Source organism: Streptomyces sp. NBC_01471 (genome assembly GCF_041438865.1).
In the GTDB taxonomy this organism is placed as follows: domain Bacteria; phylum Actinomycetota; class Actinomycetes; order Streptomycetales; family Streptomycetaceae; genus Streptomyces.
This window is the reverse complement of sequence record NZ_CP109450.1, coordinates 2078765-2103293: the sequence shown is the minus strand read 5'-3', so window position 1 is coordinate 2103293 and position 24529 is coordinate 2078765. Positions and strand designations below refer to the sequence as shown.

20 protein-coding genes and 1 CRISPR repeat array are annotated in these 24529 nt (G+C 70.7%); of the genes, 8 read left to right on the top strand and 12 right to left on the bottom strand.

The window, feature by feature from the left end; all coding sequences use genetic code 11:
* Positions 1-17: 17 nt before the first annotated feature.
* Together OG285_RS09185 and OG285_RS09180 are read right to left on the bottom strand one after the other, a co-directional pair.
* Positions 18-1394, bottom strand: a complete 1377-nt coding sequence (locus OG285_RS09185; RefSeq protein ID WP_371793489.1) for an ATP-binding protein — start codon at positions 1392-1394, stop codon at positions 18-20.
* A gap of 23 nt (positions 1395-1417) precedes the next feature.
* Positions 1418-2137 (bottom strand): response regulator transcription factor, encoded by a 720-nt coding sequence (locus OG285_RS09180; protein WP_356827069.1) that lies wholly within the window; start codon positions 2135-2137, stop codon positions 1418-1420.
* Positions 2138-2201: 64 nt separating this feature from the next.
* On the opposite strand from OG285_RS09180, the gene OG285_RS09175 reads away from it, so the two are divergent.
* Entirely contained in the window at positions 2202-3350 is a 1149-nt protein-coding gene (locus OG285_RS09175) for a glycosyltransferase (RefSeq protein ID WP_371790708.1), read from the top strand.
* On the top strand, positions 3347-4354 hold the full coding sequence (locus OG285_RS09170) for a GDP-mannose 4,6-dehydratase (protein ID WP_356827067.1): 1008 nt from the start codon (positions 3347-3349) through the stop codon (positions 4352-4354). Before OG285_RS09175 ends, OG285_RS09170 begins: the two co-directional genes overlap by 4 nt.
* Positions 4355-4364: 10 nt before the next feature.
* Here the strand turns inward: OG285_RS09170 and OG285_RS09165 are convergent, their stop codons facing one another.
* A complete protein-coding gene (locus OG285_RS09165) occupies positions 4365-4988 on the bottom strand; it encodes a TetR/AcrR family transcriptional regulator (protein WP_356827066.1) in 624 nt (207 codons plus the stop codon).
* Between the two features lie 396 nt (positions 4989-5384).
* Here OG285_RS09165 and OG285_RS09160 point away from each other — a divergent pair, with 396 nt between their 5' ends.
* From OG285_RS09160 to OG285_RS09140, 5 genes are all read left to right on the top strand, one after another.
* Complete coding sequence (locus tag OG285_RS09160) at positions 5385-6362, top strand: tetratricopeptide repeat protein (RefSeq protein WP_356827065.1); 978 nt, start codon at positions 5385-5387, stop codon at positions 6360-6362.
* Between the two features lie 611 nt (positions 6363-6973).
* Positions 6974-7618 carry a DUF6230 family protein gene (locus OG285_RS09155; RefSeq protein WP_371790707.1) on the top strand — a complete coding sequence of 215 codons (645 nt, stop codon included), beginning with the start codon at positions 6974-6976 and terminating at the stop codon, positions 7616-7618.
* 94 nt (positions 7619-7712) lie between these two features.
* Positions 7713-8300: a DUF6114 domain-containing protein gene (locus OG285_RS09150; protein WP_356827063.1), complete on the top strand. Its 588-nt coding sequence runs from the start codon at positions 7713-7715 to the stop codon at positions 8298-8300.
* Positions 8290-9696, top strand: a complete 1407-nt coding sequence (locus tag OG285_RS09145) for a hypothetical protein (protein WP_371790706.1) — start codon at positions 8290-8292, stop codon at positions 9694-9696. The genes OG285_RS09150 and OG285_RS09145 overlap by 11 nt, the downstream gene beginning before the upstream one ends.
* Positions 9697-9819: 123 nt before the next feature.
* A complete protein-coding gene (locus tag OG285_RS09140; RefSeq protein ID WP_371790705.1) occupies positions 9820-10617 on the top strand; it encodes a hypothetical protein in 798 nt (265 codons plus the stop codon).
* 139 nt (positions 10618-10756) lie between these two features.
* Here OG285_RS09140 and pyk read toward each other — a convergent pair whose 3' ends face one another.
* The 3 genes from pyk to pta form a co-directional block, all read right to left on the bottom strand.
* On the bottom strand, positions 10757-12190 hold the full coding sequence (gene pyk, locus OG285_RS09135; protein ID WP_356827061.1) for a pyruvate kinase: 1434 nt from the start codon (positions 12188-12190) through the stop codon (positions 10757-10759).
* A gap of 81 nt (positions 12191-12271) precedes the next feature.
* Positions 12272-13477 (bottom strand): acetate kinase, encoded by a 1206-nt coding sequence (locus OG285_RS09130; protein ID WP_371790704.1) that lies wholly within the window; start codon positions 13475-13477, stop codon positions 12272-12274.
* Complete coding sequence (gene pta, locus OG285_RS09125; RefSeq protein WP_356827059.1) at positions 13474-15573, bottom strand: phosphate acetyltransferase; 2100 nt, start codon at positions 15571-15573, stop codon at positions 13474-13476. The genes OG285_RS09130 and pta overlap by 4 nt, the downstream gene beginning before the upstream one ends.
* A 266-nt stretch (positions 15574-15839) precedes the next feature.
* On the opposite strand from pta, the gene OG285_RS09120 reads away from it, so the two are divergent.
* On the top strand, positions 15840-16865 hold the full coding sequence (locus OG285_RS09120; protein WP_356827058.1) for an ATP-dependent 6-phosphofructokinase: 1026 nt from the start codon (positions 15840-15842) through the stop codon (positions 16863-16865).
* Between the two features lie 24 nt (positions 16866-16889).
* Here OG285_RS09120 and OG285_RS09115 read toward each other — a convergent pair whose 3' ends face one another.
* From OG285_RS09115 to cas1e, 6 genes are all read right to left on the bottom strand, one after another.
* A complete protein-coding gene (locus OG285_RS09115) occupies positions 16890-17564 on the bottom strand; it encodes a helix-turn-helix domain-containing protein (protein ID WP_371790703.1) in 675 nt (224 codons plus the stop codon).
* Between the two features lie 167 nt (positions 17565-17731).
* On the bottom strand, positions 17732-18601 hold the full coding sequence (locus OG285_RS09110) for a carbohydrate ABC transporter permease (RefSeq protein ID WP_371790702.1): 870 nt from the start codon (positions 18599-18601) through the stop codon (positions 17732-17734).
* The gene (locus OG285_RS09105) at positions 18601-19494 is read right to left on the bottom strand and encodes a carbohydrate ABC transporter permease (protein ID WP_371790701.1); all 894 of its coding nucleotides are present in this window, start codon (positions 19492-19494) and stop codon (positions 18601-18603) included. The genes OG285_RS09110 and OG285_RS09105 overlap by 1 nt, the downstream gene beginning before the upstream one ends.
* Positions 19491-20858 carry an extracellular solute-binding protein gene (locus tag OG285_RS09100; RefSeq protein ID WP_371790700.1) on the bottom strand — a complete coding sequence of 456 codons (1368 nt, stop codon included), beginning with the start codon at positions 20856-20858 and terminating at the stop codon, positions 19491-19493. The genes OG285_RS09105 and OG285_RS09100 overlap by 4 nt, the downstream gene beginning before the upstream one ends.
* Before the next feature lie 206 nt (positions 20859-21064).
* A CRISPR array of direct repeats spans positions 21065-23046; the repeat unit is 29 nt; unit sequence GGGACCAACCCCGCAGGCGCGGGGACCAC.
* 173 nt (positions 23047-23219) lie between these two features.
* Positions 23220-23582, bottom strand: coding sequence for a type I-E CRISPR-associated endoribonuclease Cas2e (gene cas2e / locus OG285_RS09095; protein WP_371790699.1), 363 nt, complete (start codon positions 23580-23582; stop codon positions 23220-23222).
* A complete protein-coding gene (gene cas1e / locus OG285_RS09090) occupies positions 23579-24529 on the bottom strand; it encodes a type I-E CRISPR-associated endonuclease Cas1e (RefSeq protein WP_371790698.1) in 951 nt (316 codons plus the stop codon). Before cas1e ends, cas2e begins: the two co-directional genes overlap by 4 nt.

The following is a 24529-nucleotide window of genomic DNA, read 5'->3' as shown; positions in this document are numbered from 1 at the left end:
CCGCGCCCGGCCCGGCGTCACGGCAGCCTCAGCCGGAAGAGCGCCCCACCGCCCGGTGCCTGCTCCGCGGTGAGCTCGGCCCCGTGTGCGCGGGCGATCTGGCGGGCCATCGCGAGCCCCAGGCCGGAGCCGGGCAGCGCGCGGGCCGCGCGGGCCCGGTAGAAGCGGTCGAAGACGTACGGCAGGTCGTCGGGCGCGATTCCGGGCCCGTGGTCGCGCACGGTCAGCTCGGTCCCGGTGAGGGTGATCTCCACCTCGCCGGCGTCGCCGGAGAACTTCGCCGCGTTCGAGAGCAGGTTGGCGAGCAGCCTGGAGAGCCGCGCCGGTACGCCGTTCAGTACCGGGTCGGCCACCGTCTCCACGGTGAAGCGGAGTCCCGGCCAGTGGCCGCGGGCCGCCGTCACCGCGTGCTCGACCAGCGGGGCCAGCCGGACGCTCTCCACCAGCGGTACGGGCTCCTCCTCACGGGCCAGCTCGATCAGATCGTTCACCAGCGTGGTCACCTCGTGGATCTGCCGGGTGAGGGCCCCGGACGCCCGGTCGCGCTGGGCATCGGTCAACCGGTCTGCACGGGCGAGGAGTTCGGCATTGGTCCGCAGCGCCGTGAGCGGCGTGCGCAGCTCGTGCGAGGCGTCCGCCACCAGCCGGCGCTGGGCGGTGACGGACTGCTCCAGCTCGCCCAGCATGGTGTTGAACGTGGTGGCCAGCCGGGTGACCTCGTCCTCCCGGGTCGCGGGTCCCGGCGGCAGCTCGATGCGGTGGCGCGGATCCCGGGTGGCCGCGATCCGCTCGGCGGCCCGGGTGAGCCGGGCGACGGGCGCCAGACCGGTGCGCGACACCCAGTAGCCCAGCGCCGCCGCGATCAGCACCCCGGCGCCGCCGACCGCCGCGAGCAGCTGGGCCGTCCGCCGCACACTCTTCTCCACCGGATCGGAGCGGAGGGCGACCTGCACCGCCTCGCGGTGGCCGAAGGTCGTGGTGAGCATCCGGGTCGGACGCCCCTGAAGGGTGATGTTGCTGAAGTACGGGGCGCGCGTGCCCGCGGCGACCTCACGGACCGGTCCGGACACCGGCAGCAGGTACGGCTTGCCGGCGTCCGCCGCCGGGTCGGCCGGCACGATCTGTGAGCAGGCGGGCGACGCCAGGAACTGGCACTGCCCCTCGACCACTCCGGGCGCCCCGCCCCCGCGCCCGCCGGCGGTGACCGACGCCGACTGGATCAGATTCAGGTCCAGCTGGTGGTAGATCTCGTACCGCTGGACGAAGAAGGCCGCGGCGCACACCCCGAGCGCGACCAGGGCCACGGCCGCCGACGCGGTCAGGGCGAGCCGGGTGCGCAGCGGACGGCGGCGGCGCCAGCGGGCACCGAGCCGGTGGGACGGCGCCCGGCGCATGCCGCCCCGGTCACCGCGGGCGCTCACGCCGCGTCCAGCCGGTATCCGACCCCGTGCACGGTGTGCACCAGGCGCGGTTCGCCCGCCGCCTCCAGCTTGCGCCGCAGGTAACCGACGTACACTGCCAGGGAGTTGGAGTCCGGGCCGAAGTCCTGGCCCCAGACCCGCTCCAGGATCAGTTCCCGCGTGAGGACCTGGCCCGGGTGACGCAGCAGCAGATCGAGCAGGGCGAACTCGGTCCGGCTGAACTCGATGGGGCGCCCCGCACGGTGCCCGGTGCGGGTCACCGGATCCACGGTCAGATCGCCGTACGACAGCGCGCCCGGATCCTCCTCCACCGGCGCGGCCCGCCGCAGCAGCGCCCGCACCCGGGCGATCAGCTCGTCCAGTGCGAAGGGCTTCACGAGATAGTCGTCGGCACCCGCCTCCAGGCCGTCCACCCGCTCGCTCACCGAGTCCAGCGCGGTCAGCACCAGCACGGGCGTGCGGTCACCGACGGCGCGCAGCCGGCGGCAGACCGCGAGACCGTCGAGCACCGGCATCATCACGTCGAGCACGACGGCGTCCGGCTCCCAGGAGGAGACGGCCGACAGGGCGGCGAGGCCGTCGGCCGCGCCCCGCACCTCGTACCCCTCGACGCTGAGACCGTCCTCGACCGCCACGCGCACCTCCGGCTGGTCGTCCACGACCAGGATCTTTCTCGGCCGGGGGCTCACGGGCGGCGTGTGCGGATACGGGTTCATGGAGCAAAGCCTGCCAAACCCGGCTCTTAGAACCTTCTTACCCCCCGCCGCGAGTGTGCTGTCCATGCGCACACCACTCTCCGTCGTGATCGGTGCGGGCGGCACCGGCGGTCACATCTACCCCGGTCTGGCCCTCGCCGACGCACTGCGCCGGGCCGTACCCGACGCGGTGATCTCCTTCGTCGGCACCGAGCGCGGCCTCGAATCCACGTTGATACCCGGCGCCGGATACCCGCTGCACACCGTCGACATGATCCCCTTCGACCCGGCGCTCGGCGCCAGGCGCTATCTGCTGCCCGCCGCGCTGCTGAAGTCCGGCGTGCAGTGCCGGACGATCCTGCGCGAGCAGGGGGCCCACGCCGCGGTCGGCATGGGCGGCTACCCCAGCGCGCCGGTGATCCTGGGCGCCCGGATGGCCGGCGTGCCGAGCGTCATCCACGAGTCCAACGCGGTGCCGGGGCGCGCCAACCAGTTCGCGGCCCGGCTCACCCCGCACCTCACCGTCGCCTTCGACCGCAGCCGCGCCCACCTCGCGGGCGGCGAGAACGCGGAGACGGTCGGGATGCCGATCGCCGCACCGATCGCGGCCCTCGACCGTCCCGCGCTGCGGGCGGAGGCCCGCCGCGCGCTCGGTGTGCCGGACGGGGCCCGGCTGCTCCTTGTCAACGGCGGCAGCCTCGGCGCGGCCCGGCTCACCGCCGCCGCGGTCGGGCTCGCGGCCCGCTGGCAGGCGCGTACGGACGTCCATCTGCTCATCAAGACCGGTCCGGCGGCCCTGGATGCGGCCAGGACCCGGCTCGCCGACGAGGGCGGCTGCCGGATCGCCCGCGCCGTTCCCTACCTGGACCGGATGGACCTCGCGTACGCCGCGGCCGACCTGGTCGTCTGCCGGGCCGGCTCCGCCACGGTCGCCGAGCTCGCCACCACCGGGGTGCCCGCGATCCTCGTGCCCTATCCGCACGCGCCGGGCGACCACCAGACGCACAACGCCCGCGTCCTCAGCGACGCCGGGGCCGGGGTGCTGATCGCCGACGAAGAGACGACGGCGGAGCGGCTCGCCGAAGTGGCGGGCCCGCTCCTCGCCGACCCCGCCCGGCTCGCCGCGATGAGCGGTGCGGCCGGCCCCTCCCACCACGCCCGGGCAGCGGATCTGCTCGCCGCCCACGTCCTGTCCCACTCAAGCCTGTCCCACGCAAGGGAGTTCACCTCATGACCGCCTCGCAGACCACGTCCGTCTGGCAGAACCGCACCGTCCTCGTCACCGGGGCCGAGGGCTTCATCGGCTCCACCCTGGTCGACCTCCTGGTGGAGCAGGGGGCGCGGGTCCGGGCGTTCGTCCACTACAAGCCGTACGGCGAGAAGGGCCACCTCGCCCGCCATCTGGGCAGCTCCCAGGTCGAGATGGTGGCGGGCGACGTCCGGGACGCGGGCCGGGTCGACGACGCCGTCGCGGGCTGCGACACCGTCTTCCACCTCGCCGCGCTGATCGGTATCCCGTACAGCTACGACGCCCCCGGCGCCTACGTCGCCACAAACGTCGTCGGCACCGAGAACATCGCCGAGTCCTGCCGCCGGCACTCCGTACGCCGCCTCCTGCACACCTCCACCAGCGAGGTGTACGGAACCGCGCTCACCGCCCCGATCAGCGAACAGCACCCGCTCCAGCCGCAGTCCCCGTACTCCGCCTCCAAGATCGGTGCGGACATGATGGCGCTGTCGCACTGGCACGCGTTCGAACTGCCGGTGACGGTGGTGCGGCCCTTCAACACGTACGGCCCCCGGCAGTCCGCGCGCGCCGTCATCCCCACCATCCTCGCCCAACTCCACTCCGGGGCACGGGAGATCAAGCTCGGCTCACTCACCCCGACCCGCGACTTCACCTATGTCACGGACACCGCGCGCGGCTTCCTCGCGCTGGCCGACTGCGACCGGGCGCTGGGCGAGAGCGTCAACCTCGGTACCGGCCAGGAGATTTCGATCGGGGACCTGGCACAGGCGCTGACAGCGGCCTCCGGCCGGGACGCGGAGATCGTCGTCGACCCGGCCAGGCTCCGCCCGTCGGGCAGCGAGGTCCAGCGGCTGCTGTCGGACAACTCGCGGGCCCGCGAGTGGGCGGGCTGGCAGCCCGAGGTCCCGCTCGCCGAGGGGCTCAAGCACACGTCGGAGTGGATCGCGGAACACCTGCACCTGTTCGCTGCGGACCGCTACCAGGTCTGATCCGCGGGACTCACGCGGGCGGGGCCGGAGCGCTGAGCCCGCCGCAGAGCAGCACGGTGAACTCGCGCGCCCACTCCTCGTCCACCGGCTCCGCGCTCACCAGCGCCCGGTGCACCACCGCGCCCGCGACCACGTCGAAGATCAGGTCGGTGTGCCGGGCCGAGGTCTCGGGGTCCTCCCCGGCGGGGAGTTCACCCCGGGCCTGGGCCCGCTCCCGGCCGATGGTCACCAGCCGTTTCTGCCGGTCGACGATGGCCGAGCGGATCCGGGCGCGCAGCGCCTCGTCACTGATCGACTCGGCGACCACCGCCATCAGCGCGGTCTTGGTCTCGGGCCGTGCGAGCAGCGCCGCGAACTGGAGCACCACGCCCTCGATGTCGGCGGCCAGACTGCCCCGGTCGGGCAGTTCGAGTTCGTCGAAGAGGACCGCCACGGCGTCCACGACCAGCTCGTTCTTGTGCGACCAGCGGCGGTAGAGCGTCGTCTTGGCCACCCCGGCGCGGGTCGCCACGTCGCCCATGGTCAGCTTCGACCAGCCCAGGTCGACCAGCGCGGCTCTCGTCGCCACGAGGATCGCGGTATCGGCCTCTGCGGAGCGTGGGCGACCCGTTCGGGAGGGCTTGCTGAGGGGCATGACCGCGACCATACCGGTCAGTAGCTCAGCTGCCGTGAGTCAGATCACGGGAAACGGCCGGAGAATTTACGCCCGCTGCTCCCGGTCGACCAGTTACGCTACGACTCGTAGCGTAAGGAGGCGCAAGCGCGCCCCCGGCTGCACGAGCACACCGCGACGACCACGCGACAACCGGGTGACACAACAGCACGACGGAGCCACTGGCGCCAGGGTGGGGACCCTGCGCCTGCCTCCGGCCCTTCATCGGGGCCGGTCCGATGGTCCGCGTCCGTCCCGTACGCCCCGCATCCGGCGGGGGGTGTACGGACGGGCCGGGCCCGCACCACCGGCGGATTACGCCGACAGCTTTCCTGAACGGCTTTCCTGAACGAGCGGCGGAGGGGGGAGGATGTACGTATGCAGCCTAGGAACATGTCCATGAGCGGCGTCGTCGACCTCGCCGCAGTGAAGGCCGCCGGCGAGGCCCGGCAGAAAGCGGAGCAGGCACGCGCCGAGACCGCCAGGAACGGCGGTGCCGCGGCGGTCTCGCCCGTCTCGCTGGTGATCGATGTCGACGAAGCCGGTTTTGAGCGCGATGTCATCCAGCGCTCCGCCGAGGTCCCGGTCGTCATCGACTTCTGGGCCGAGTGGTGCCAGCCGTGCAAGCAGCTCGGCCCCCTGCTCGAACGCCTCGCCGTCGAGTACAACGGCCGCTTCCTGCTCGCCAAGGTCGACGTCGACGCCAACCAGATGCTGATGCAGCAGTTCGGGATCCAGGGGATCCCGGCCGTTTTCGCCGTCGTCGCCGGGCAGGCCCTGCCGCTCTTCCAGGGTGCGGCGCCCGAGGACCAGATCCGCGGGACCCTCGACCAGCTGATCCAGGTCGGTGAGGAGCGCTTCGGGATCACCGGGATCGCGGTGGACCCGGACGCGGCGCCGCCCGCCGCGGACGCCGAGCCCGCCGAGGTGCCGGCCGGCCCCTACGACGCGCAGCTCGAAGCGGCCGTCTCCGCGCTGGACGCCAATGACTTCGACGGCGCGGTCCGGGCGTACCGGAGTGTTCTCTCGGACGACCCGGCCAACGAGGAGGCCAAGCTCGGCCTCGCGCAGGCCGAACTGCTCGGCAGGGTCCAGGATCTGGATCCCCAGCAGGTCCGGAAGGACGCGGCCGACCGCCCCGCTGACGTCCCGGCACAGATCGCCGCGGCCGACCTCGATCTGGTCGGCGGCCATGTCGAGGACGCCTTCGGCCGTCTGGTCCAGACGGTGCAGCGCACGGTGGGTGACGACCGCGAGGCCGCCCGGGTCCATCTGCTCCAGCTCTTCGAAGTGATCGGATCCGACGACCCGAGGGTGACCGCGGCCCGCTCCGCCCTGGCACGCGTGCTGTTCTGACGCCGGTTCTGAACAGTCACTAAACGCACGGTGTCAGCGGGTTGACGCTGACGATTTGGCGACACAGCGATAACAGGCGGCCGTACTTTGCCAAAACTTGGCAATTGCGGCCGCCTGTTACTCCGAGTAAATGCAGTACCTCCTTCTGCCCGGTTATGGGTATCTACCGCCCGATGTGGCGTCCGGGTCGGCTCCACCCTGCGTGCCCGCGCGATATCGGCCGGTCGCGGTTCGGTTATCCGGCCGTTACTAGCCGGTAACGAACCCCTTGTGTCGCAGCCGCAAATGCACCACGATCGGCCACGCTCGGTCCAATAACGCACCAGCGCGGCATCCAACCGCGGCGTGGCCGCTTGGGTCCCCACCGAGCCGGTCGGCGGCAGTGGCGCCGGCTGCGGGACAGGGGGGTTCCTGCCACCCGGCGGGGCCTGTCCAGCGGTTGCGCGAAGGCGTGGCCAGTGGTTGTCGCTCGGGGGTGATCGCCGGTGTTTCGGACGCGGTTCGCGCTTCTGGACCGGGCGCTCTCCTTCCCGAGGACGTAGCACTTCTCCCATCCCAGGACGGGCTTCGAACCCGATCCGGAGATGTACGTCCGAGAAGGAGGAAACTAAGTGAGTTCCCAGGTACGTGGCGGAACCAGATGGAAGCGGTTCGCGCTTGTCATGGTGCCGAGCGTGGTCGCCACCGCAGCGGTGGGCGTAGGCCTCGCGCAGGGTGCGCTCGCCGCTTCGTTCAGCGTGTCCGGCCAGAGCTTCAAGGTCAGTGCCGACCAGCTGGTCGGCCAGGACTTCGTCCAGTACGGCAGTGTCGCGACCGGCAAGGACCTGAACGGCAAGGCAGCTGCTCACGCGGTGGCCGTTTCGGGCTTCAGCAGCGCGACGATCAACAACATGTGCCAGTCGGTGGTCACGCCGAACCTGCCGTTCGGCCTCGGCAGCGTCACGCTGCAGCTGCACGCGGGCACCAACGCCAAGAAGCCGGTCGAGGCAACGAATCTGTACCTCGATGTCGCGAGCCTCGACGCCGACGCGACGTTCAAGAACATCGACATCGGCGTGGCGGCCGGTGACCCGTCGAACAAGACGGGCATCGAGCACGGTACGGAGAAGGCCGTCAATCCGAACGGCTTCGCGCAGCGCGCCGACGAGGCGACGCTGAAGCACGTGAAGCAGACGGCGTGGGCGACCACGGCCGGCACCTTCAAGCTCAGCAACTTGAGCCTGAGGCTCAAGTCGGGCGTCAAGGAGTGCTACTAAGCACGCCCGGGCGGCCGGAGCGCGCACCCGGCACTGCGGCCGCCCGAACCCCCCTACTTCTCAGAGCAACACCGGTACCAGGGAGCTGTTTTCCATGAGCGCCGAGTCCACAGGTTCCCGCGATTTCACCTACTGGCGGCTTCGCTTCCGCGCGTGGCGGGGGAACCGACCCTTCTGGGCGGGCCTGTTCACCATGGTGGGAGGCGTGCCGATCGCCTACTTCCCGTACGCCAACATGCACCTCGGCAATGTGACGCTGGCGATGTCCACCACCGGGGGCGCCGGGTCGCTGATCATCGGCGTGCTGCTCGTCACGCTCGGTGTGACCATGTGGTTCCACGGTGCCGTCCGGGTGTTCGCGGGGATAGCGGCGATCCTGCTGGCGCTGATCTCCCTCCCGGTGGCGAACCTCGGTGGCTTCATCGTCGGTTTCCTGCTGGCGATGCTCGGCGGGGCGCTCTCGCTCTCCTGGGCACCGGCGAAGCCGAAGGCCGACCCGGCGGTGCCCGCCCAGGGCGGCTCCGAGGGTGGGACTCCGCGCGGAGGTATGCCCGAAGGCGGCGCTCCCGCTGACGAGTTCCTGCCCTTCGGCCAGGCACCGGCCATCCCCGAGCAGCCGTCCGGGGCGTATGACAAGGACACGACAGTGGATGCCAACGGTGGGAGGCACCGTGCGGGGTGACGAAGCGCAGCTGAGTACCACCGAAGGCGACGACGTCCGGGAGAGAAGAGGGGGCCGTCACGCGGCCCCCAGGAAGTCGCTGCTGACGAAGCTGCACATACCCGCGAGCAAGGCGATAGCCCTGGCCGCCATGCCCACCGCGGTGTTCGTCGGGATGGGTCTCACCCCCAAGCTGGCGATGGCCGACGACCAGGGCGACATCCCGTTCGCGGCCGGACCGTGCGTGTCCCGCTCCGACGACCCGAGCCCGTCGGCGAAGCCGTCCGACTCGCCGAGCCCCTCGGACAGCGCGTCGGACAAGGCCAAGAAGGCCGGGAAGGACGCCAAGGCCTCGGCGGACGGCAAGAGCGCCGACACCCCGTCCCCGTCGGCCACGCCGTCGGCGAGCGGGACCGGTTCCGCGAACGACGCGAACAACACGAAGAAGTCGGCGCGATCCACGTCCGGTTTCTCCGCTTCGGACCAGGCGTCCTCTTCCTCCAGCCCGTCGCCGGCCGCGACCGAGTCGAAGAACCCGCTGGACCCGCTGGGTGTGGGTGACGCGCTCAAGCACCTGTTCAACCCGGACAAGGACAAGGACACGGCGAGCCCGTCCCCGGACCCGTCGTCCTCCGCGTCGTCCAAGACGGCCGGGAAGACCGCGGCGGAGAAGAAGGCAGCCGAGAAGAAGGCGGCGGACAAAAAGTCGGCCGAGAAGAAGGCCGCCGAGAAGAAGTCGGCCGAGAAGAAGGCCGCTGGGGACCCCGTCGGGAAGACGGTCGGCGCGGCGACGAGCGCCGCCGACAAGACCGCCGAGAAGATCCGTGAGGCGGCCGCCGAGGCCGGCAAGCCGGTCAAGGAACTCGCCTCCGGCGCCAAGGGCCTGGACCCGAAGAAGGACACGGCCATCCCGGACGGCGCCAAGCCGTCCTACCCGTGCCCGACCGCCGACCCGAAGGCGCTCGCCGCGGCCGATCTGGAACAGGGCATCCCCGCCCTGCCCGACGACCCGTGGACGCTGAAGAGCTCGATGCTGACCCTCAACGGCCTGGACTACAAGGGCATTGTCGAGGTCAGGACGGGCAGCGGCAAGATCAAGAAGGTCCTGAAGTTCACCTCGTCCTCCCTGGACATCAAGGACCTGCACCAGATGACCGTCGGCCCGAACGGGTCCACCGGCCATGTGAAGGCCGCGTCGGGCTCGACGTCGACCATCCGTGACGGCCAGGTCACGATGTACACGGAGTCGCTGAAGGGCAATCTCTTCGGCCTCATCCCGATCACGTTCAGCCCCGACTCCCCGCCGCCGATCAACGTACCGTTCGCGTTCTTCACGAACGTCACGGTGAAGCAGGCAGGCCAGTTCGGCGGCACGCTCCATGTGCCCGGTCTCCAGAACTACTTCACCGGCGCCTGACCCGCCGGCGAGCGAACTTCCGGGAGCCGCGGAAACGGCTGTGGCCCGCACCCTCTGCTTCGAGGGTGCGGGCCACAGCCGTATGGTGGCTCCGGGTCAACGGGGAGCATGAGGGAGTGGGCGGTGGGGGCTGTCGACGGGTGCCGTGCGACCGGCGACGACCGGAGCGGGCCTGCCGAGCGAATACGACTGCGGCCCGCCGGAAGCCGGTTCACCGCGTACGCGAAGGACCTGCTGCGGGGCGAGTGGCTGCGGATCGTTGTCGGACCCGCGCGGGAGTTCGGACGGCGCGGGGTGCCGGGCGTCGCGCTGGGCGTGCTGACCGTCCTCGCGGTGATCGTCGTTCATGAGCTCATACGGACCCACGCGGGCGCCGCGGCGATACGGCTGACCGGCGAGGTCCGGGCCGACCTGCCCCTCCCGCTGGTCCTGCTGCGTACCCCTGTCTCACTGGTCCTCACGGACCCCGGGCTGCCCGTGTGGGCGGGGCTGCCCAGGCTGTTTCTGGCCTTCGCGCTCGCCGAACTCGTCATCGGCCGCGCCCGGACCCTGCTGATCGCCTGCGCCACGTCCCTCGCGGGCACGCTGGGCGCCCGGGCGATGATCGCGCTCGGGCACGGCCCGTTCGGACTGCCGCCCGAGACCGCGCACGTCCTCGACACCGGGCCCTCGGCCGCCGTGGCCGGGCTCTTCGCCTATCTGGCCGTGGTCCGGCGCGCCCCGGTGCTCGCCGTGCTGACGACCGGGGTGATCGTCGTCCAGTCGGTGCTGAGGCCGAACCTCGCGGGGCGCGAGCATCTGCTGGCCGTGGGCCTCGCGCTGGTCCTCGCGACGGCCGTCTCCGTCCGCTCCCGGCGGCGCTCCCGGCGCACGGGCGGCGAGTCCGCGGCGGCTGTGGCGGGGTCATGGCGCGCGGGCTGATCGACGAGTTCCACATCCACATCCACGTCCACCCGGTGCTCAGCGGCGCGGCTGTGGCGGCGCGGCTGTGGCGACGCGGCTGTGGCCCGCACCCCGGTCAGCGGGGTGCGGGCCACAGCCGTACGAGCGGGAGGCCGGGTCAGCTCTGGGTGTCCTCGCCGCCCAGGTGGTGCACCCGGACCATGTTGGTGGTGCCGGGGACACCGGGGGGCGAGCCCGCGGTGATGATCATGCGGTCGCCGTCGTTGTAGCGCTTGAGCTTCAGCAGCTCGGCGTCGACCAGGTCGACCATCGCGTCGGTGTTGTCCACGTGCGGGACCACGTACGACTCGACGCCCCAGCTCAGCGCGAGCTGGCTGCGGGTCGCCTCGTCCGTCGTGAAGGCCAGGATCGGCTGGCAGGTGCGGTAGCGGGAGAGGCGGCGTGCCGTGTCACCGGACTGGGTGAAGGCGACCAGCGCCTTCGCGTCCAGGAAGTCCGCGATCTCGCAGGCCGCACGGGCCACCGAACCACCCTGGGTGCGCGGCTTCTTACCGGGCACCAGCGGCTGGAGGCCCTTGGAGAGCAGCTCCTCCTCGGCGGCGACCACGATCTTCGACATCGTCTTGACGGTCTCGACCGGGTACGCGCCCACGCTCGACTCGGCGGAGAGCATGACCGCGTCGGCACCGTCGAGGATGGCGTTGGCGACGTCGGACGCCTCGGCGCGCGTCGGGCGCGAGTTGGTGATCATCGACTCCATCATCTGGGTCGCGACGATCACCGGCTTGGCGTTGCGGCGGCAGAGCTCGATGAGGCGCTTCTGCACCATCGGGACCTTTTCGAGCGGGTACTCGACGGCCAGGTCACCACGGGCCACCATGACCCCGTCGAAGGCCGCGACGACGCCCTCCATGTGGGCGACCGCCTGCGGCTTCTCGACCTTGGCGATGACGGGGACCCGGCGGCCCTCCTCGTCCATGATCTTGTGCACGTCGATGACGTCGCTCGCGTCGCGCACGAAGGAGAGCGCGACCAGGTCGCAGCCCATCCGCAGCGCGAACCGCAGGTCGTCGATGTCCTTCTCGGACAGGGCCGGGACGTTCACCGCCGCGCCGGGCAGGTTGATGCCCTTGTGGTCGGAGATGACACCGCCCTCGATGACGATGGTCCTGACCTCGGGGCCCTCGACCTCGACGACCTTCAGCTCGACGTTCCCGTCGTTGATCAGGATCGGGTCGCCCTTGGTGACATCGCCGGGCAGGCCCTTGTAGGTGGTGCCGCAGATGGTCTTGTCACCCGCGACGTCCTCGGCGGTGATGGTGAACTCGTCACCGCGCACCAGCTCGACGGGGCCCTCGGCGAAGGTCTCCAGGCGGATCTTGGGGCCCTGGAGGTCGGCGAGGACCCCCACGGCGCGGCCCGTGTCCTGTGAAGCCTTGCGGACGCGGTGGTACCGCTCCTCGTGCTCAGCGTGGGACCCGTGGCTCATATTCAGACGGGCCACATTCATGCCGGCCTCGATGAGCGTTTTCAGCTGCTCATAGGAGTCGACGGCTGGGCCCAGTGTGCAGACGATTTTGGAACGGCGCATGAGGCGGATCCTATCGGTTTGTTTCGCAACGGAATATTCCGTCTGGCGGAAAGTACAAATGGGCGGTACGGCGCTCAGGTGTCAGTCATTCACCAAGGCGTATACCTGCTGCGCGATTTCACGTTCCTCATCCGTCGGAACCACGGCCACAGCCACCCGGGACCCCTCCGGGGAAATCATCCGCGCCTTGTCGGAACGTACGCCATTGAGCCCGTCGTCGACCGCGAGGCCCAGCCCCTCCAGGCCCGCGACGGCGGCCGCGCGCACCGGAGCCGAGTTCTCACCGACACCCGCGGTGAACGCCACGGCGTCGACCCGGCCCAGTACCGCGGTATAGGCACCGATGTACTTCTTCAACCGCTGTACGTAGATATCGAAGGCGAGTTCCGCCCGCTGATCTCCCTCGTCGATCCGGCGGACGATTTCCCGCATGTCATTGTCCCCGCAGAGCCCGACCAGACCGCTCTTCTTGTTCAGCAGCGCGTCGATCTCGTCGACGGACATTCCGGCCACCCGGGTGAGGTGGAAGATCACGGCCGGATCGATGTCACCGGAGCGTGTTCCCATCACCAGGCCCTCCAGCGGCGTCAGCCCCATGGAGGTGTCCACGCAGACCCCGCCCGCCACCGCGGACGCCGACGCCCCGTTGCCGAGGTGCAGCACGATGACGTTGACCTCCTCGGGCGTCCGGCCCAGCAGGGCGGCGGTCTTCCGCGAGACGTACGCGTGGGAGGTGCCGTGGAACCCGTACCGGCGGATGCGGTGGGCGTCCGCGGTCGCCACGTCGATGGCGTACCGGGCCGCGTACTCCGGCATCGTCGTGTGGAACGCGGTGTCGAACACGGCCACTTGGGGAAGGTCGGGGCGCAGCTCGCGGGCGGTGCGGATGCCGGTGATGTTCGCGGGGTTGTGCAGCGGGGCGACCGGCACCAGGCGTTCGATCTCCTGGAGCACCGCGTCGTCCACGACGGTCGGAGCGGTGAACCGCAGCCCGCCGTGCACCACCCGGTGGCCGATCGCGGCCAGCTCGGGGGAGTCGAGGCCGAGCCCGTCGGCGTCCAGCTCGGCCGCGACGGCCTTCAGCGCCGCGGCGTGGTCGGCGATGCGCCCGGCCTGCTCACGGGTCGAGCCGCCGTCCGCGAGCAGCGTGTGCCGGATCCGGGAGGTCTCCTCGCCGATCCGCTCGACCAGGCCCGTCGCGAGCCTGCTGCCGTCCGCCATGTCCAGGAGCTGGTACTTCACCGACGAGGAGCCGGAGTTGAGAACGAGAACACGGGTGGCGGTCATACGGATTCCTCCTGGGCGCGGCTGCGGCCCTCGCCCTGAGCCTGGATCGCGGTGATCGCGACGGTGTTGACGATGTCCTCGACGAGCGCGCCCCGCGACAGGTCGTTGACCGGCTTGCGCAGCCCCTGGAGCACCGGGCCCACGGCCACGGCGCCGGCCGAGCGCTGCACGGCCTTGTAGGTGTTGTTGCCGGTGTTGAGGTCGGGGAAGATCAGCACGCTGGCCTGTCCCGCGACCGCCGACCCCGGCAGTTTGGTCGCCGCCACGGACGGCTCGACCGCCGCGTCGTACTGGATGGGCCCCTCGATCAGCAGATCCGGCCTGGCCGCCCGGACCAGCTCGGTGGCCCGGCGCACCTTGTCGACGTCCGCACCGGACCCCGAGGTGCCGGTCGAGTACGAGAGCATCGCGATGCGCGGTTCCACACCGAACTGGGCCGCGGTCGCCGCGGCCTGGATGGCGATGTCCGCGAGCTGCCTGTCGTCCGGGTCGGGGTTGACCGCGCAGTCGCCGTACACCAGCACCTTGTCGGCCAGACACATGAAGAACACCGACGAGACGATCGACGCGTCCGCCTTCGTCTTGATGATCTCGAAGGCGGGCCGGATCGTGGCGGCCGTCGAGTGCACCGCGCCCGACACCATGCCGTCGGCCAGGCCCTCCTGCACCATCAGCGTGCCGAAGTACGAGGCGTCCGCGACCACGTCGTGGGCCAGCTCGACGGTGACGCCCTTGTGCGCACGGAGCTTCGCGTACACCTCGGCGAACCGCTGCCGCAGCTCGGAGGTCTCCGGGTCGGTGACCTCCGCCCGCGACAGGTCGATGCCCAGGTCGGCCGCCCTCCTGCGGACCGTCTCCGGATCGCCGAGCAGCGTCAGGTCGCAGACCCCGCGGCGCAGCAGGATGTCGGCGGCGCGCAGCACCCGCTCCTCGGTGCCCTCGGGCAGCACCACCCGGCGGCGGTCGGCCCGCGCGGTCTCCAGCAGATCGTGCTCGAACATCATCGGGGTGACCCGGCCGCTGCGGGCCACCGAGAGCCGGTCCAGCAGCTCAGCGGTGTCCACATGGCGCTCGAAGAGGCCCAGCGCGGTCTCCGCCTTGCGCGGGGTCGCCGCGTCCATCCGGCCTTCCAGGGCGAACAGCTCACCCGCGGTGGGAAACGACCCGCCCGTCACGGCGACCACCGGGGTGCCGGGTGCCAGCCGGCCGGCCAGCGTGAGGATCTCCTCGCCCGGGCGCTCGTCCAGCGTCAGCAGCACACCGGCGATCGGCGGGGTGCCCGCACTGTGCGCGGCGAGCGAGCCGACCACCAGGTCCGACCGGTCGCCGGGGGTGACGACCAGGCAGCCGGGCGTCAGCGCGTTCAGGAAGTTCGGCAGCATCGCCCCGCCGAACACGAAGTCCAGCGCGTCCCTGGCCAGCCCCGCCTCGTCGCCGAGCAGGACCGTGCCGCCCAGCGCGTGGCTGATCTGGGCGACCGTCGGCGCGGCCAGCGCCGGCTCGTCGGGCAGCACCGAGCACGGCACCGGAAGCTGCGCGGCGAGCTGTCCGGCCAGCTCCGCGCGGTCGCCGGGAGCGACCCGGTTCACCGCCATGGTGATGACGTCGCAGCCCAGCGCCTCGTACGCACGGTAGGCGTTGCGGGTCTCGGAGCGTACGGACTCGGGCGTCTGGCCCTTGCCGCCCACGACCGTGATCACCGACGCGCCGAACTCGTTCGCCAGGCGCGCGTTCAGGGACAGCTCGTCGGGGAGCTGGGTGCCGGAGAAGTCCGTGCCGAGTACGAGCACCACCTCGTACGCGCGGGCCACCTCGTGGAAGCGGCCGACCAGGTGCGAGACGAGTTCGTCGGTGCCCTGCTCGGCCTGGAGGGCGGACGCCTCGTGGTAGTCCATGCCGTACACCGACGCAGGGTCCTGGCTCAGCCGGTAGCGGGACCGCAGCAGCTCGAACATCCGGTCCGGCGCGTCGTGCACCAGCGGCCGGAAGATCCCCACCCGGTCCACCTGGCGGGTGAGGAGCTCCATGACCCCCAGCTCGACGACCTGGCGGCCGTCGCCGCGATCGATCCCGGTCACGTACACGCTGCGCGTCACGCGTGTTCTCCGTCCTCTGCCTCGTGGTCTGTTTCCGCCGGTTCCCGCCGGGTGGCACCGTGGCGTCCCGGGGGCTCCCCGACAGCCGCGCCGGGGCCCGAGGGCGCCCGCGGCGGCCCGGCGCGCCCTCTTGACAGTACCCTCGGGGCTGGCTAGGCCGCCTGTCCACGCCTGGGTACGGGACGGCCGCGAACCCACCGCGTCGACCGGCCGTGGAAGAATCGGCACGGCTCGCAGGTACCACTAGGAGCAGGAGAACCAGCACGATGCGCATCGGAGTCCTCACCGCGGGCGGCGACTGCCCCGGCCTCAATGCCGTCATCCGGTCGGTCGTGCACCGTGCCGTGGCCGGGCACAACGACGAAGTCATCGGCTTCGAGGACGGCTTCAAGGGCCTGCTCGACGGCCACTACCGCCCCCTCGACCTCAACGCGGTCAGCGGCATCCTCGCCCGCGGCGGCACCATCCTCGGCTCCGCCCGCCTGGAGCGCGACCGGCTGCGCGAGGCCGCCGAGAACTGCGCCGAGCTGACCGAGCGCTACGGCATCGACGCGCTCATCCCGATCGGCGGCGAGGGCACCCTCACCGCGGCCCGGATGCTCTCCGACGCCGGGATGCCCGTGGTGGGCGTTCCCAAGACCATCGACAACGACATCTCGGGCACCGACCGCACCTTCGGCTTCGACACGGCCGTCGGCGTCGCGACCGAGGCGATCGACCGGCTGAAGACCACCGCCGAGTCGCACCAGCGCGTGATGGTCGTCGAGGTCATGGGCCGGCACGCGGGGTGGATCGCCCTGGAGTCCGGCATGGCGGGCGGCGCCCACGGCATCTGCCTGCCCGAGCGCCGCTTCGAGGTCGACGACCTGGTGAAGATGGTCGAGGAGCGCTTCGCCCGCAGGAAGCGGTTCGCCGTCATCTGCGTCGCCGAGGGCGCCCACCCGGCCGAGGGCTCGATGCCGTACGAGAAGGGCGTCATCGACCAGTTCGGCCACGAGCGCTTCGCCGGCATCGGGACCCGCCTCGCCATCGAACTGGAGACCCGACTCGGCAAGGAGGCCAGGCCGGTCATCCTCGGCCACGTCCAGCGCGGCGGCACCCCCACCGCGTACGACCGCGTCCTGGCGACGCGCTTCGGCTGGCACGCGGTGGAGGCGGTGCACCGCGGCGACTTCGGCAACATGACGGCGCTGCGCGGCACGGACATCGCGATGGTGCCGCTGGCGGACGCGGTGACCCATCTGAAGACGGTCGACGAGAGCCGGATGTACGAGGCGGAGTCGGTCTTCTAGGTCCGGGACGCGCCGGGGGCCGCCTCAGCCCCCGGCGAGCTCCCAGAACCGCACCACGATCGAGTCCAGGAACGCCCGCCCCGCGTCGCCCGTGCCGGCGTCCTCCGTCGAACCCCAGCTGAGGGTCTTCACCATCAGTGCCTGGTAGTCGGAGTGCAGCCGTTCCAGCACTTGCTCCAGCTCGGGGCGGGGCAGCGGTACGAGCTTGGCCATGGCCCGCACGTGGGCCTGCCAGCGGGTCGTCACCGCGCTGGTCAGGATGCCGGCCAGCTCCCCGTCGCGGCCCGTCGCCGTGAGGAACGCCGCCGGGGTCAGCGAGAGGGCCTCGGCGAGCGCAGCCGACTGGCGTTCGTTGCCCCGCCAGCGGCCCGAGTCCTCGACCTTCAGATACGCCCCGGTGTCCATGCCGACCAGCCGGGCCACGTCGTCCGGTGCCATTCCGCGGGCCAGCCGGTGCTCGCGCAGGGTGACCGCCTCGACCAGCAGGTCGCCGGGGGAGCACCACAGCACCCCGGCCAGCGCCGTCAGTTCCCGTGCGGTCGGTGACTGGAGGCCGCGTTCCCAGGCGGCCACCACATCCGGCGTGACGAGGAGTCCGTACTGGGCTCGCAGCCCGTAGGCGACATGGCCGGGTGCCATGCCCAGCGCCTCGCGCAGACGGCGCGCGGCGGGGGCATCGAAGGGCGGGGTCTGGTGCACGGGCACACGGTAAGGGCAACTGTGGTCCCACGAATACGGTTTGTTCGCACAGTCTCGGTATGTGGAGAAACATACGGGAGTAACGGCCCGAAACCCTGCGGTCCTGAGGCGCCGCGGTGCTCAGGTCCTGGGATTCTGCGGGGCGGCGCCACCCCGGCCGTCGGATCTCACCCCTTGACGGCCCCTCCCAGGGCGAAGCCGCCGCCCAGCCGCCGCGAGATCAGGATGTACAGCACCAGAACGGGCGTCGAGTAGAGGATCGAGAAGGCCGCCAGCTGGCCGTAGGCCACCGATCCGTAGTTGCCGAAGAGCGTGAAGATCGTGACGGACGCAGGCAGCTGGTCCGGGCTGAGCAGCAGCATGAACGGGACGAAGAAGTTCCCCCAGAGCATGATGAACGTGTAGATCATCACGACCGTCGCCCCCGGCCCCATCAGCGGCAGCACCACCCGCCGCAGAGTCTGCGGCATGGACGCCCCGTCCGTCCAGGCCGCCTCCTCCAGCACCTTCGGGACACCGTCCATGAAGTTCTTCATCAGCCAGATGGCGAAGGGGAGCTGGGAGGTGGCGAGGAAGAGGGCGGTGCCGTACACCGTGTCGACCAGATCGACCTGGACGAAGAGTCCGTACACCGGGACCATGACTGCGGTGATCGGCAGACAGGTCGAGAAGAGAATCGTGAGCAGGTACGGCCGGTTGAACCGCGACCGGTAGCGGGAGAGCGGGTACGCCGCGAGGGCCGCGCAGACCACCGTCAGCACGGTCGCGCTGCCGCACAGCACCAGACTGTTGAGCATCGGCGTGAAGGTGATCTCGTCGGTGAGGACCGCCGAGAAGTTGTCCAGGGTGGGCGACGACGGCACCCGTACGCGCAGGGTCGCCCCGTCGTCGAACGAGGCCAGCACCAGCCAGGCGAGCGGCAGCACGAACGCGGCGGCCACCACGAGCAGCGCCGCGTCCGCGGCCAGCCTGCGCCGGGCCCGGCGGGTCAGGGGGATGTGTGTCCGGCGCGTCGGGGCCAGCTGAGTCCGCCGCATCAGACCTCCACCTTCATCAGCCGGAGATAGACGACCGAGAACAGCGACCCCACCAGGAGCAGCAGCAGCGCCACCGCGGTGCCGTAGCCGATGAGGCTCTTGGTGAACGCCTGGTCGTACATGAAGACCGGCAGCGTCTGGCTGCGGTCGCCGGGGCCACCGCGGGTCATCGCCCAGATCAGCCCGAACACCGAGAGGGTCTGAAGGGTGTTGAGCATCAGATTGGTGCCGATCGAACGCCGGATCATCGGCAGCGTGATGTGCCACACCGCCCGCCAGCCACTCGCGCCGTCCACCTCGGCGGCCTCGGTGATCTCCTCGGGGATCTCCGCGAGCGCCGCCGAGTAGATGAGCATCGAGAAGGCGGTGCCGCGCCAGACGTTGGCGAACGACACGGCGAGGATCGGCAGGGTGAACAGCCAGTTCTGGCCCGGGAGATGGAATAGGTCCAGCACCGCGTTGAGGGTGCCCTCGCGGCGGAAGAACGCGTACAGGAGAAAGGCCGCGACGATCTCCGGCAGCACCCAGGCCGTGATGACCAGTGCACCGGTCAGCGTGCGGACGGTGCGCGAGGCGCGGCGCATCAGACCGGCCAGCGCCAGCCCCAGCGTGTTCTGGCCGACGACCGACGAGACGAACGTGAAGACCAGCGTGAGCCACACGGCGTTGCGGAACCGCTCGTCCGACAGCGCCCGCCGGAAGTTGGCCAGGCCCACGAAGTCCGTGTGCGACGAGCCGGTGAGCTGCATATTGGTGAAGGCGATGTAGACGCAGTAGCAGATGGGCCCCGCCAGGAAGAGCAGCAGCAGAAGCGTGGCGGGGGCCAGCGGCAGCCAGCGGACCGGCCGCCGCCGCCCTCCCGTCGCCGTATCGGCCCCTCCGCCGGTATTCATCCGGTCCTGTCGACGACCGCGCCGCCGGTGATCGACTTCAGCTGGTCGTCGTACGACTTCGCCGCACCGGCCGGAGTGGAGTCACCGCTGGTCACCGACTCCAGGGCCTCGCCGATCGCGGACGACACCTGCGGATAGACGGGCAGCGCGGGCCGGTAGTGGGTGTTCTTCACCAGTGAGGTGAAGAACTTGATGCCCGGCATGGAGTTCAGATACGCCGGGTCCGCCGCCACGTCGTCGCGTACCGCGATCTGGGCGTCTGCCACGTCCCACCGGACGGCGTTCTCCTTCTGCTGCAACTGCTGGATGAACTCCCAGGCGAGCGCGGCGTTCCCGGACTTCTGCGGGATCGCCCAGGTCCACCCGCCGGACATCGAGACCTGGCCGGGGGCCTGCCCGCGCTGGGTCGGCATCGGCGCCTGCCCGAGCGTCGTGCTCCACTCGGGCCACTTCCTGGTGCCCTTGGCGAGCCAGAACTGTCCGAGCCAGGAGCCGTCCAGATCGATGGCCAGCTTGCTCTCGGGCAGCAACTCGGTGCCCACCGTGGTGTTGATGTTCGCGTCGAGGGCGTCCGACGGGTCAGGTCCCAGCTTCTCGCCGTACACCGTGCGTACGAAGTCGAGCGCGTCCTTGAAGCCCTTTCCCCCGGCGACCCACTTCTTCGCCGCCGGGTCGTAGAGCGGGTTGTCACCGGTTCCGTACAGCAGCATCTCGAAGCCCTGCATCACCGCGACCTCGCCGGGCGCCTTGCCGGTGAAGACGTTCAGCGGGATCACGCCCGGAACCTTCTTCTTGATGGTGCGGGCGGCGTCCAGCACGTCCGCCCAGGTCCTCGGATGCCAGTCGGCGGGCAGCCCCGCCTTGGCGAACAGGCGCTTGTTGAACCAGAGCCCCCGGGTGTCCGTACCGTCCGGAACGCCGTACGTCTTCCCGTCCCCCGCCTTCGCCGCCGCCTTCGCGGTATCCACGAAATGGCTCCAGGCCGGCCACTTCGCCAGATAGGCGTCCAGCGGGCGCAGATACCCGGCCTCGATGTCGGAGTTGATCCGGAAGGTGTCCTCGTAGACCAGGTCGGGCGCCGTCCTGGGGGAGCGCATCATCTGCTGCGCCTTGGTCGCGTAGTCGTCGTCCGGCGCCTGGATCGGGACGAGCTGGATCTTCTTGCCGGGGTGGGCCTTCTCGAACTCCTTCTTCATGGACTCCAGGAACTGGTCCTTGAAGCGGACGTTGTTGTCGGTCGACCGGTTGTAGACGACCCTGACGGTGTCCGGATCACTGCGTGATCCACTGCCACAGGCGGTGAGCGAACCTGCGACGAGGACGGTGGCTGCGGCGGCGAGGATGAGCGGGGCGGTGGGGCGCACGGGCACGACCTCCTCTGGCGCAGACCGCGGTCAGCGGCTGCCCGGCGAAGGTATGGCGGGCTGCGATTCAAGGTCAATGGGCTTGCGTGACAACGTTGTTGGAGTGGCTGGTGGGGGCGCGGAGGAGGGATTGGGGGTCTGCTTCCCTCCCGGGAGGGTCTGAGGGAGGGCGGGGATATGGCGATCAGCTGGGAGTGCTGAAGACCGGGACCAACCCCGCAGGCGCGGGGACCACATCTCGTTCACCGCCGGAACTGCATCGGGGGCGGGACCAACCCCGCAGGCGCGGGGACCACCGAAGGGACAGGGCGCTGACGCGGGCCGCGATGGGACCAACCCCGCAGGCGCGGGGACCACGATGACGTCACGGCCGCGGAGGTGCCCCACAAGGGACCAACCCCGCAGGCGCGGGGACCACATGGACGGCGACTTACCTGCAGCACCATGCCGGGAACCAACCCCGCAGGCGCGGGGACCACATGAGCGTGATCGGGTTCGCGTCCATGACCAGGGGACCAACCCCGCAGGCGCGGGGACCACTGGCCATAGCGGAGGACGGCCGCTCTATCGACGGGACCAACCCCGCAGGCGCGGGGACCACGTCCGAAGTCCGTCGCATCCTCCAGGAGCTTGGGGACCAACCCCGCAGGCGCGGGGACCACCAGTGGTCCGGCTACCCCGGGCCGGTCTGGTCGGGACCAACCCCGCAGGCGCGGGGACCACATGGAGACCCAGCGGGCAGCACAGGCCGCCGCGGGACCAACCCCGCAGGCGCGGGGACCACGAGTTGGCTTCCAGGATGTCCAGGGCGTCCCGGGGACCAACCCCGCAGGCGCGGGGACCACCTTTTCGCCTTGCCGTCACCTTCGCAGATGGCAGGACCAACCCCGCAGGCGCGGGGACCACCGCTGGCTGCCCGGTGCCGTGCGCCAGGGGAAGGGACCAACCCCGCAGGCGCGGGGACCACGACCGCGAGGCGGATCGTCCCGTCCGGCTGGGGGGACCAACCCCGCAGGCGCGGGGACCACGCGCTGCTGGAGGCGTTGCCTGGTGCGGCGGTGGGACCAACCCCGCAGGCGCGGGGACCACTTGCGGACGGCTGGGGCCTTTGGCTGGGCGGGGGGACCAACCCCGCAGGCGCGGGGACCACGACCGCGATCGGCGCCTCGTTGTTGCCGGACAGGGACCAACCCCGCAGGCGCGGGGACCACCGAGTCCTCTGCGCTCGCCAGGCCGGAGCTTGGGGACCAACCCCGCAGGCGCGGGGACCACCGACTATCGAGCTTCTGGGCCCGGCCACTCCTGGGACCAACCCCGCAGGCGCGGGGACCACGGTGGCGGCTGCGATGTCGTCGAGGATCTGCCGGGACCAACCCCGCAGGCGCGGGGACCACCACCCTGCGGGGTGCAGCTGTCACCGCACGCCGGGACCAACCCCGCAGGCGCGGGGACCACAAAGTCGAAGAGGTGGTTGTGTCGCACTAGAAGGGACCAACCCCGCAGGCGCGGGGACCACCTTCTGGCGCTCTATGCACTCGGACCTTCACCGGGACCAACCCCGCAGGCGCGGGGACCACTCACGGGCCAGCTGGTGGCGCCGGCCGGTCTTGGGACCAACCCCGCAGGCGCGGGGACCACGCGTCGCCGAGGCTCTGCGGGCCGCACTCGACGGGACCAACCCCGCAGGCGCGGGGACCACGCTCTGCCCATGGCGGTGGGGCTCCCGCATCTGGGACCAACCCCGCAGGCGCGGGGACCACATCCGGGAGTTCTACGCCCTGGACCCCGGCCAGGGACCAACCCCGCAGGCGCGGGGACCACTCCTTCCGGCGTCTTTGGCGGATGGCGGGTGGGGGACCAACCCCGCAGGCGCGGGGACCACCTAACGGTGAGGTTCCCAATGCAGCCGGACGAGGGACCAACCCCGCAGGCGCGGGGACCACCCCTTCAGCTGAGGTGGTTCACGTGGCCGCTTGTGGACCAACCCCGCAGGCGCGGGGACCACCTCGGAGATGCTGCGCACGCGGAGGTGAAGGAGGGACCAACCCCGCAGGCGCGGGGACCACATCAACGACAGCATCGCCGATACCCAGAAGACGGGACCAACCCCGCAGGCGCGGGGACCACGCGGGGGTTCCCAGCGTGGTACGGAAGGGCTGGGGACCAACCCCGCAGGCGCGGGGACCACAGGAGCTGACCTGGGCTTTTACTTGGCCGGGAGGCTGTTTTTACTTACTTCCTGGGATTCGGACATTAGGTACTCAATTCCCTTATCGGTAGCCAGGGCAAGGAACCGGTCTCACCGCCCCACCGCCCCACTTGCGGCTCGTGGCATTCCCCTCTCACCCGTCCCAGCGACAACTACCCACCCCCGAACTTCCGTCGCTTGGACGCTTTGCTCCAGCCTTGGCGTGGGACTTCCGGCGGCCCCCCTGAGCCTTGTTGCGGCTTGGAGTTCGGCCGGTGAATCAGTGTCAGGCCCTCGTGGTCGGTCGGGTGCCATGCGTGGTCGTGGGTTTCGAACGTGAAGCCTTGTTCGTTGTTCGTCTGGTAGGCGAGCAGCGCCCTGCCTTGCCCCGAGTACGCGCGGACTTCGTTCCACAGCGCATCGCGTACCCGCGTCGAGGGGGCGCCGAGGAAGACACCCGGGGAGATTTCCATTAGCCAGCGGGTGAGGAAACCTCGTAGGCCCACTGGGCAGTTGGTCAGGATGATGACGGTCACCAGATGATCTCGTCGCCATGGTTACGTCCGCTCTCGACGGGGAGGTCGCCGTCGGACAAGAGGGTGACACGGTCCTGAGGGGTGTCGGCCGTGTCGCGTGTGCCGTCGTAGCCCAGCAGATTCTTGATGTCCCGGACGCAGCGGTCGAGCAGTCCCGTTTCGTTGATACGGTCCCGGAGCATCCTGCGTGTTCGTGCCGCGACGTCCTCTCCCCCCTCGGCCGCCGCGTCGAATGCCGCCGGAATGGCGATGTCCGTCTTGTAGAAGTCGGCCACGTCGAGGACGAATGACCGTTCGTGACCTGAGTGGACGAAGCCCAGCCCCGGGGAACAGCCGAGCGCCGCGACGACGGCGTGGGCGATGCCGTACATGCACTGTGCTGCCGCTGTGACGCCCTGGTTGGGGGCGTCCCCGGCGGCGAAGTCGTTGCGGTGGTAGTCCCGGCGGTGCCAGGCGACGCCCGTGCGGGCGGACTCGCGTTTGTAGCAGTCCTTGAGGCGTCGGCCCTCCATGCTCAGAAGCTCCTGCCTGGTACGGCCGACGGGGTCTTCGTCCGGGAATCGCAGCCGGTACATGGCGCGGGCCACTTCCAGACGGGTCCTGCGGTTCGCCCAGGCGGTGGCCTGGGCCTCGACCAGACCTGACGAGCGGGTCAGCGCCCGCCCTCCTGCGTAGTAGCGCACTCCGTGCTCGCCGACCCACGCGACTCCCGCGCCGGAGTCACCGAGAACGGCCATCGCCTGGTGGGTGATGCGGGTTCCCGGTCCGAGCAGGAGGGTTCCGATGGTGGCGGACGGGATGTGCGTCACCCCGTCCGTGTCCTCCGCGGTGATCGCGTTGGAGTCCCGGTGCACGGTGCACCGCTCCAGGTAGACGAAGGACAGACGGTCCCCGATCCGGGCGAGTTCACGCGGTGAGGAAGCCCCTCGACGGCTGACGCTGGTCAT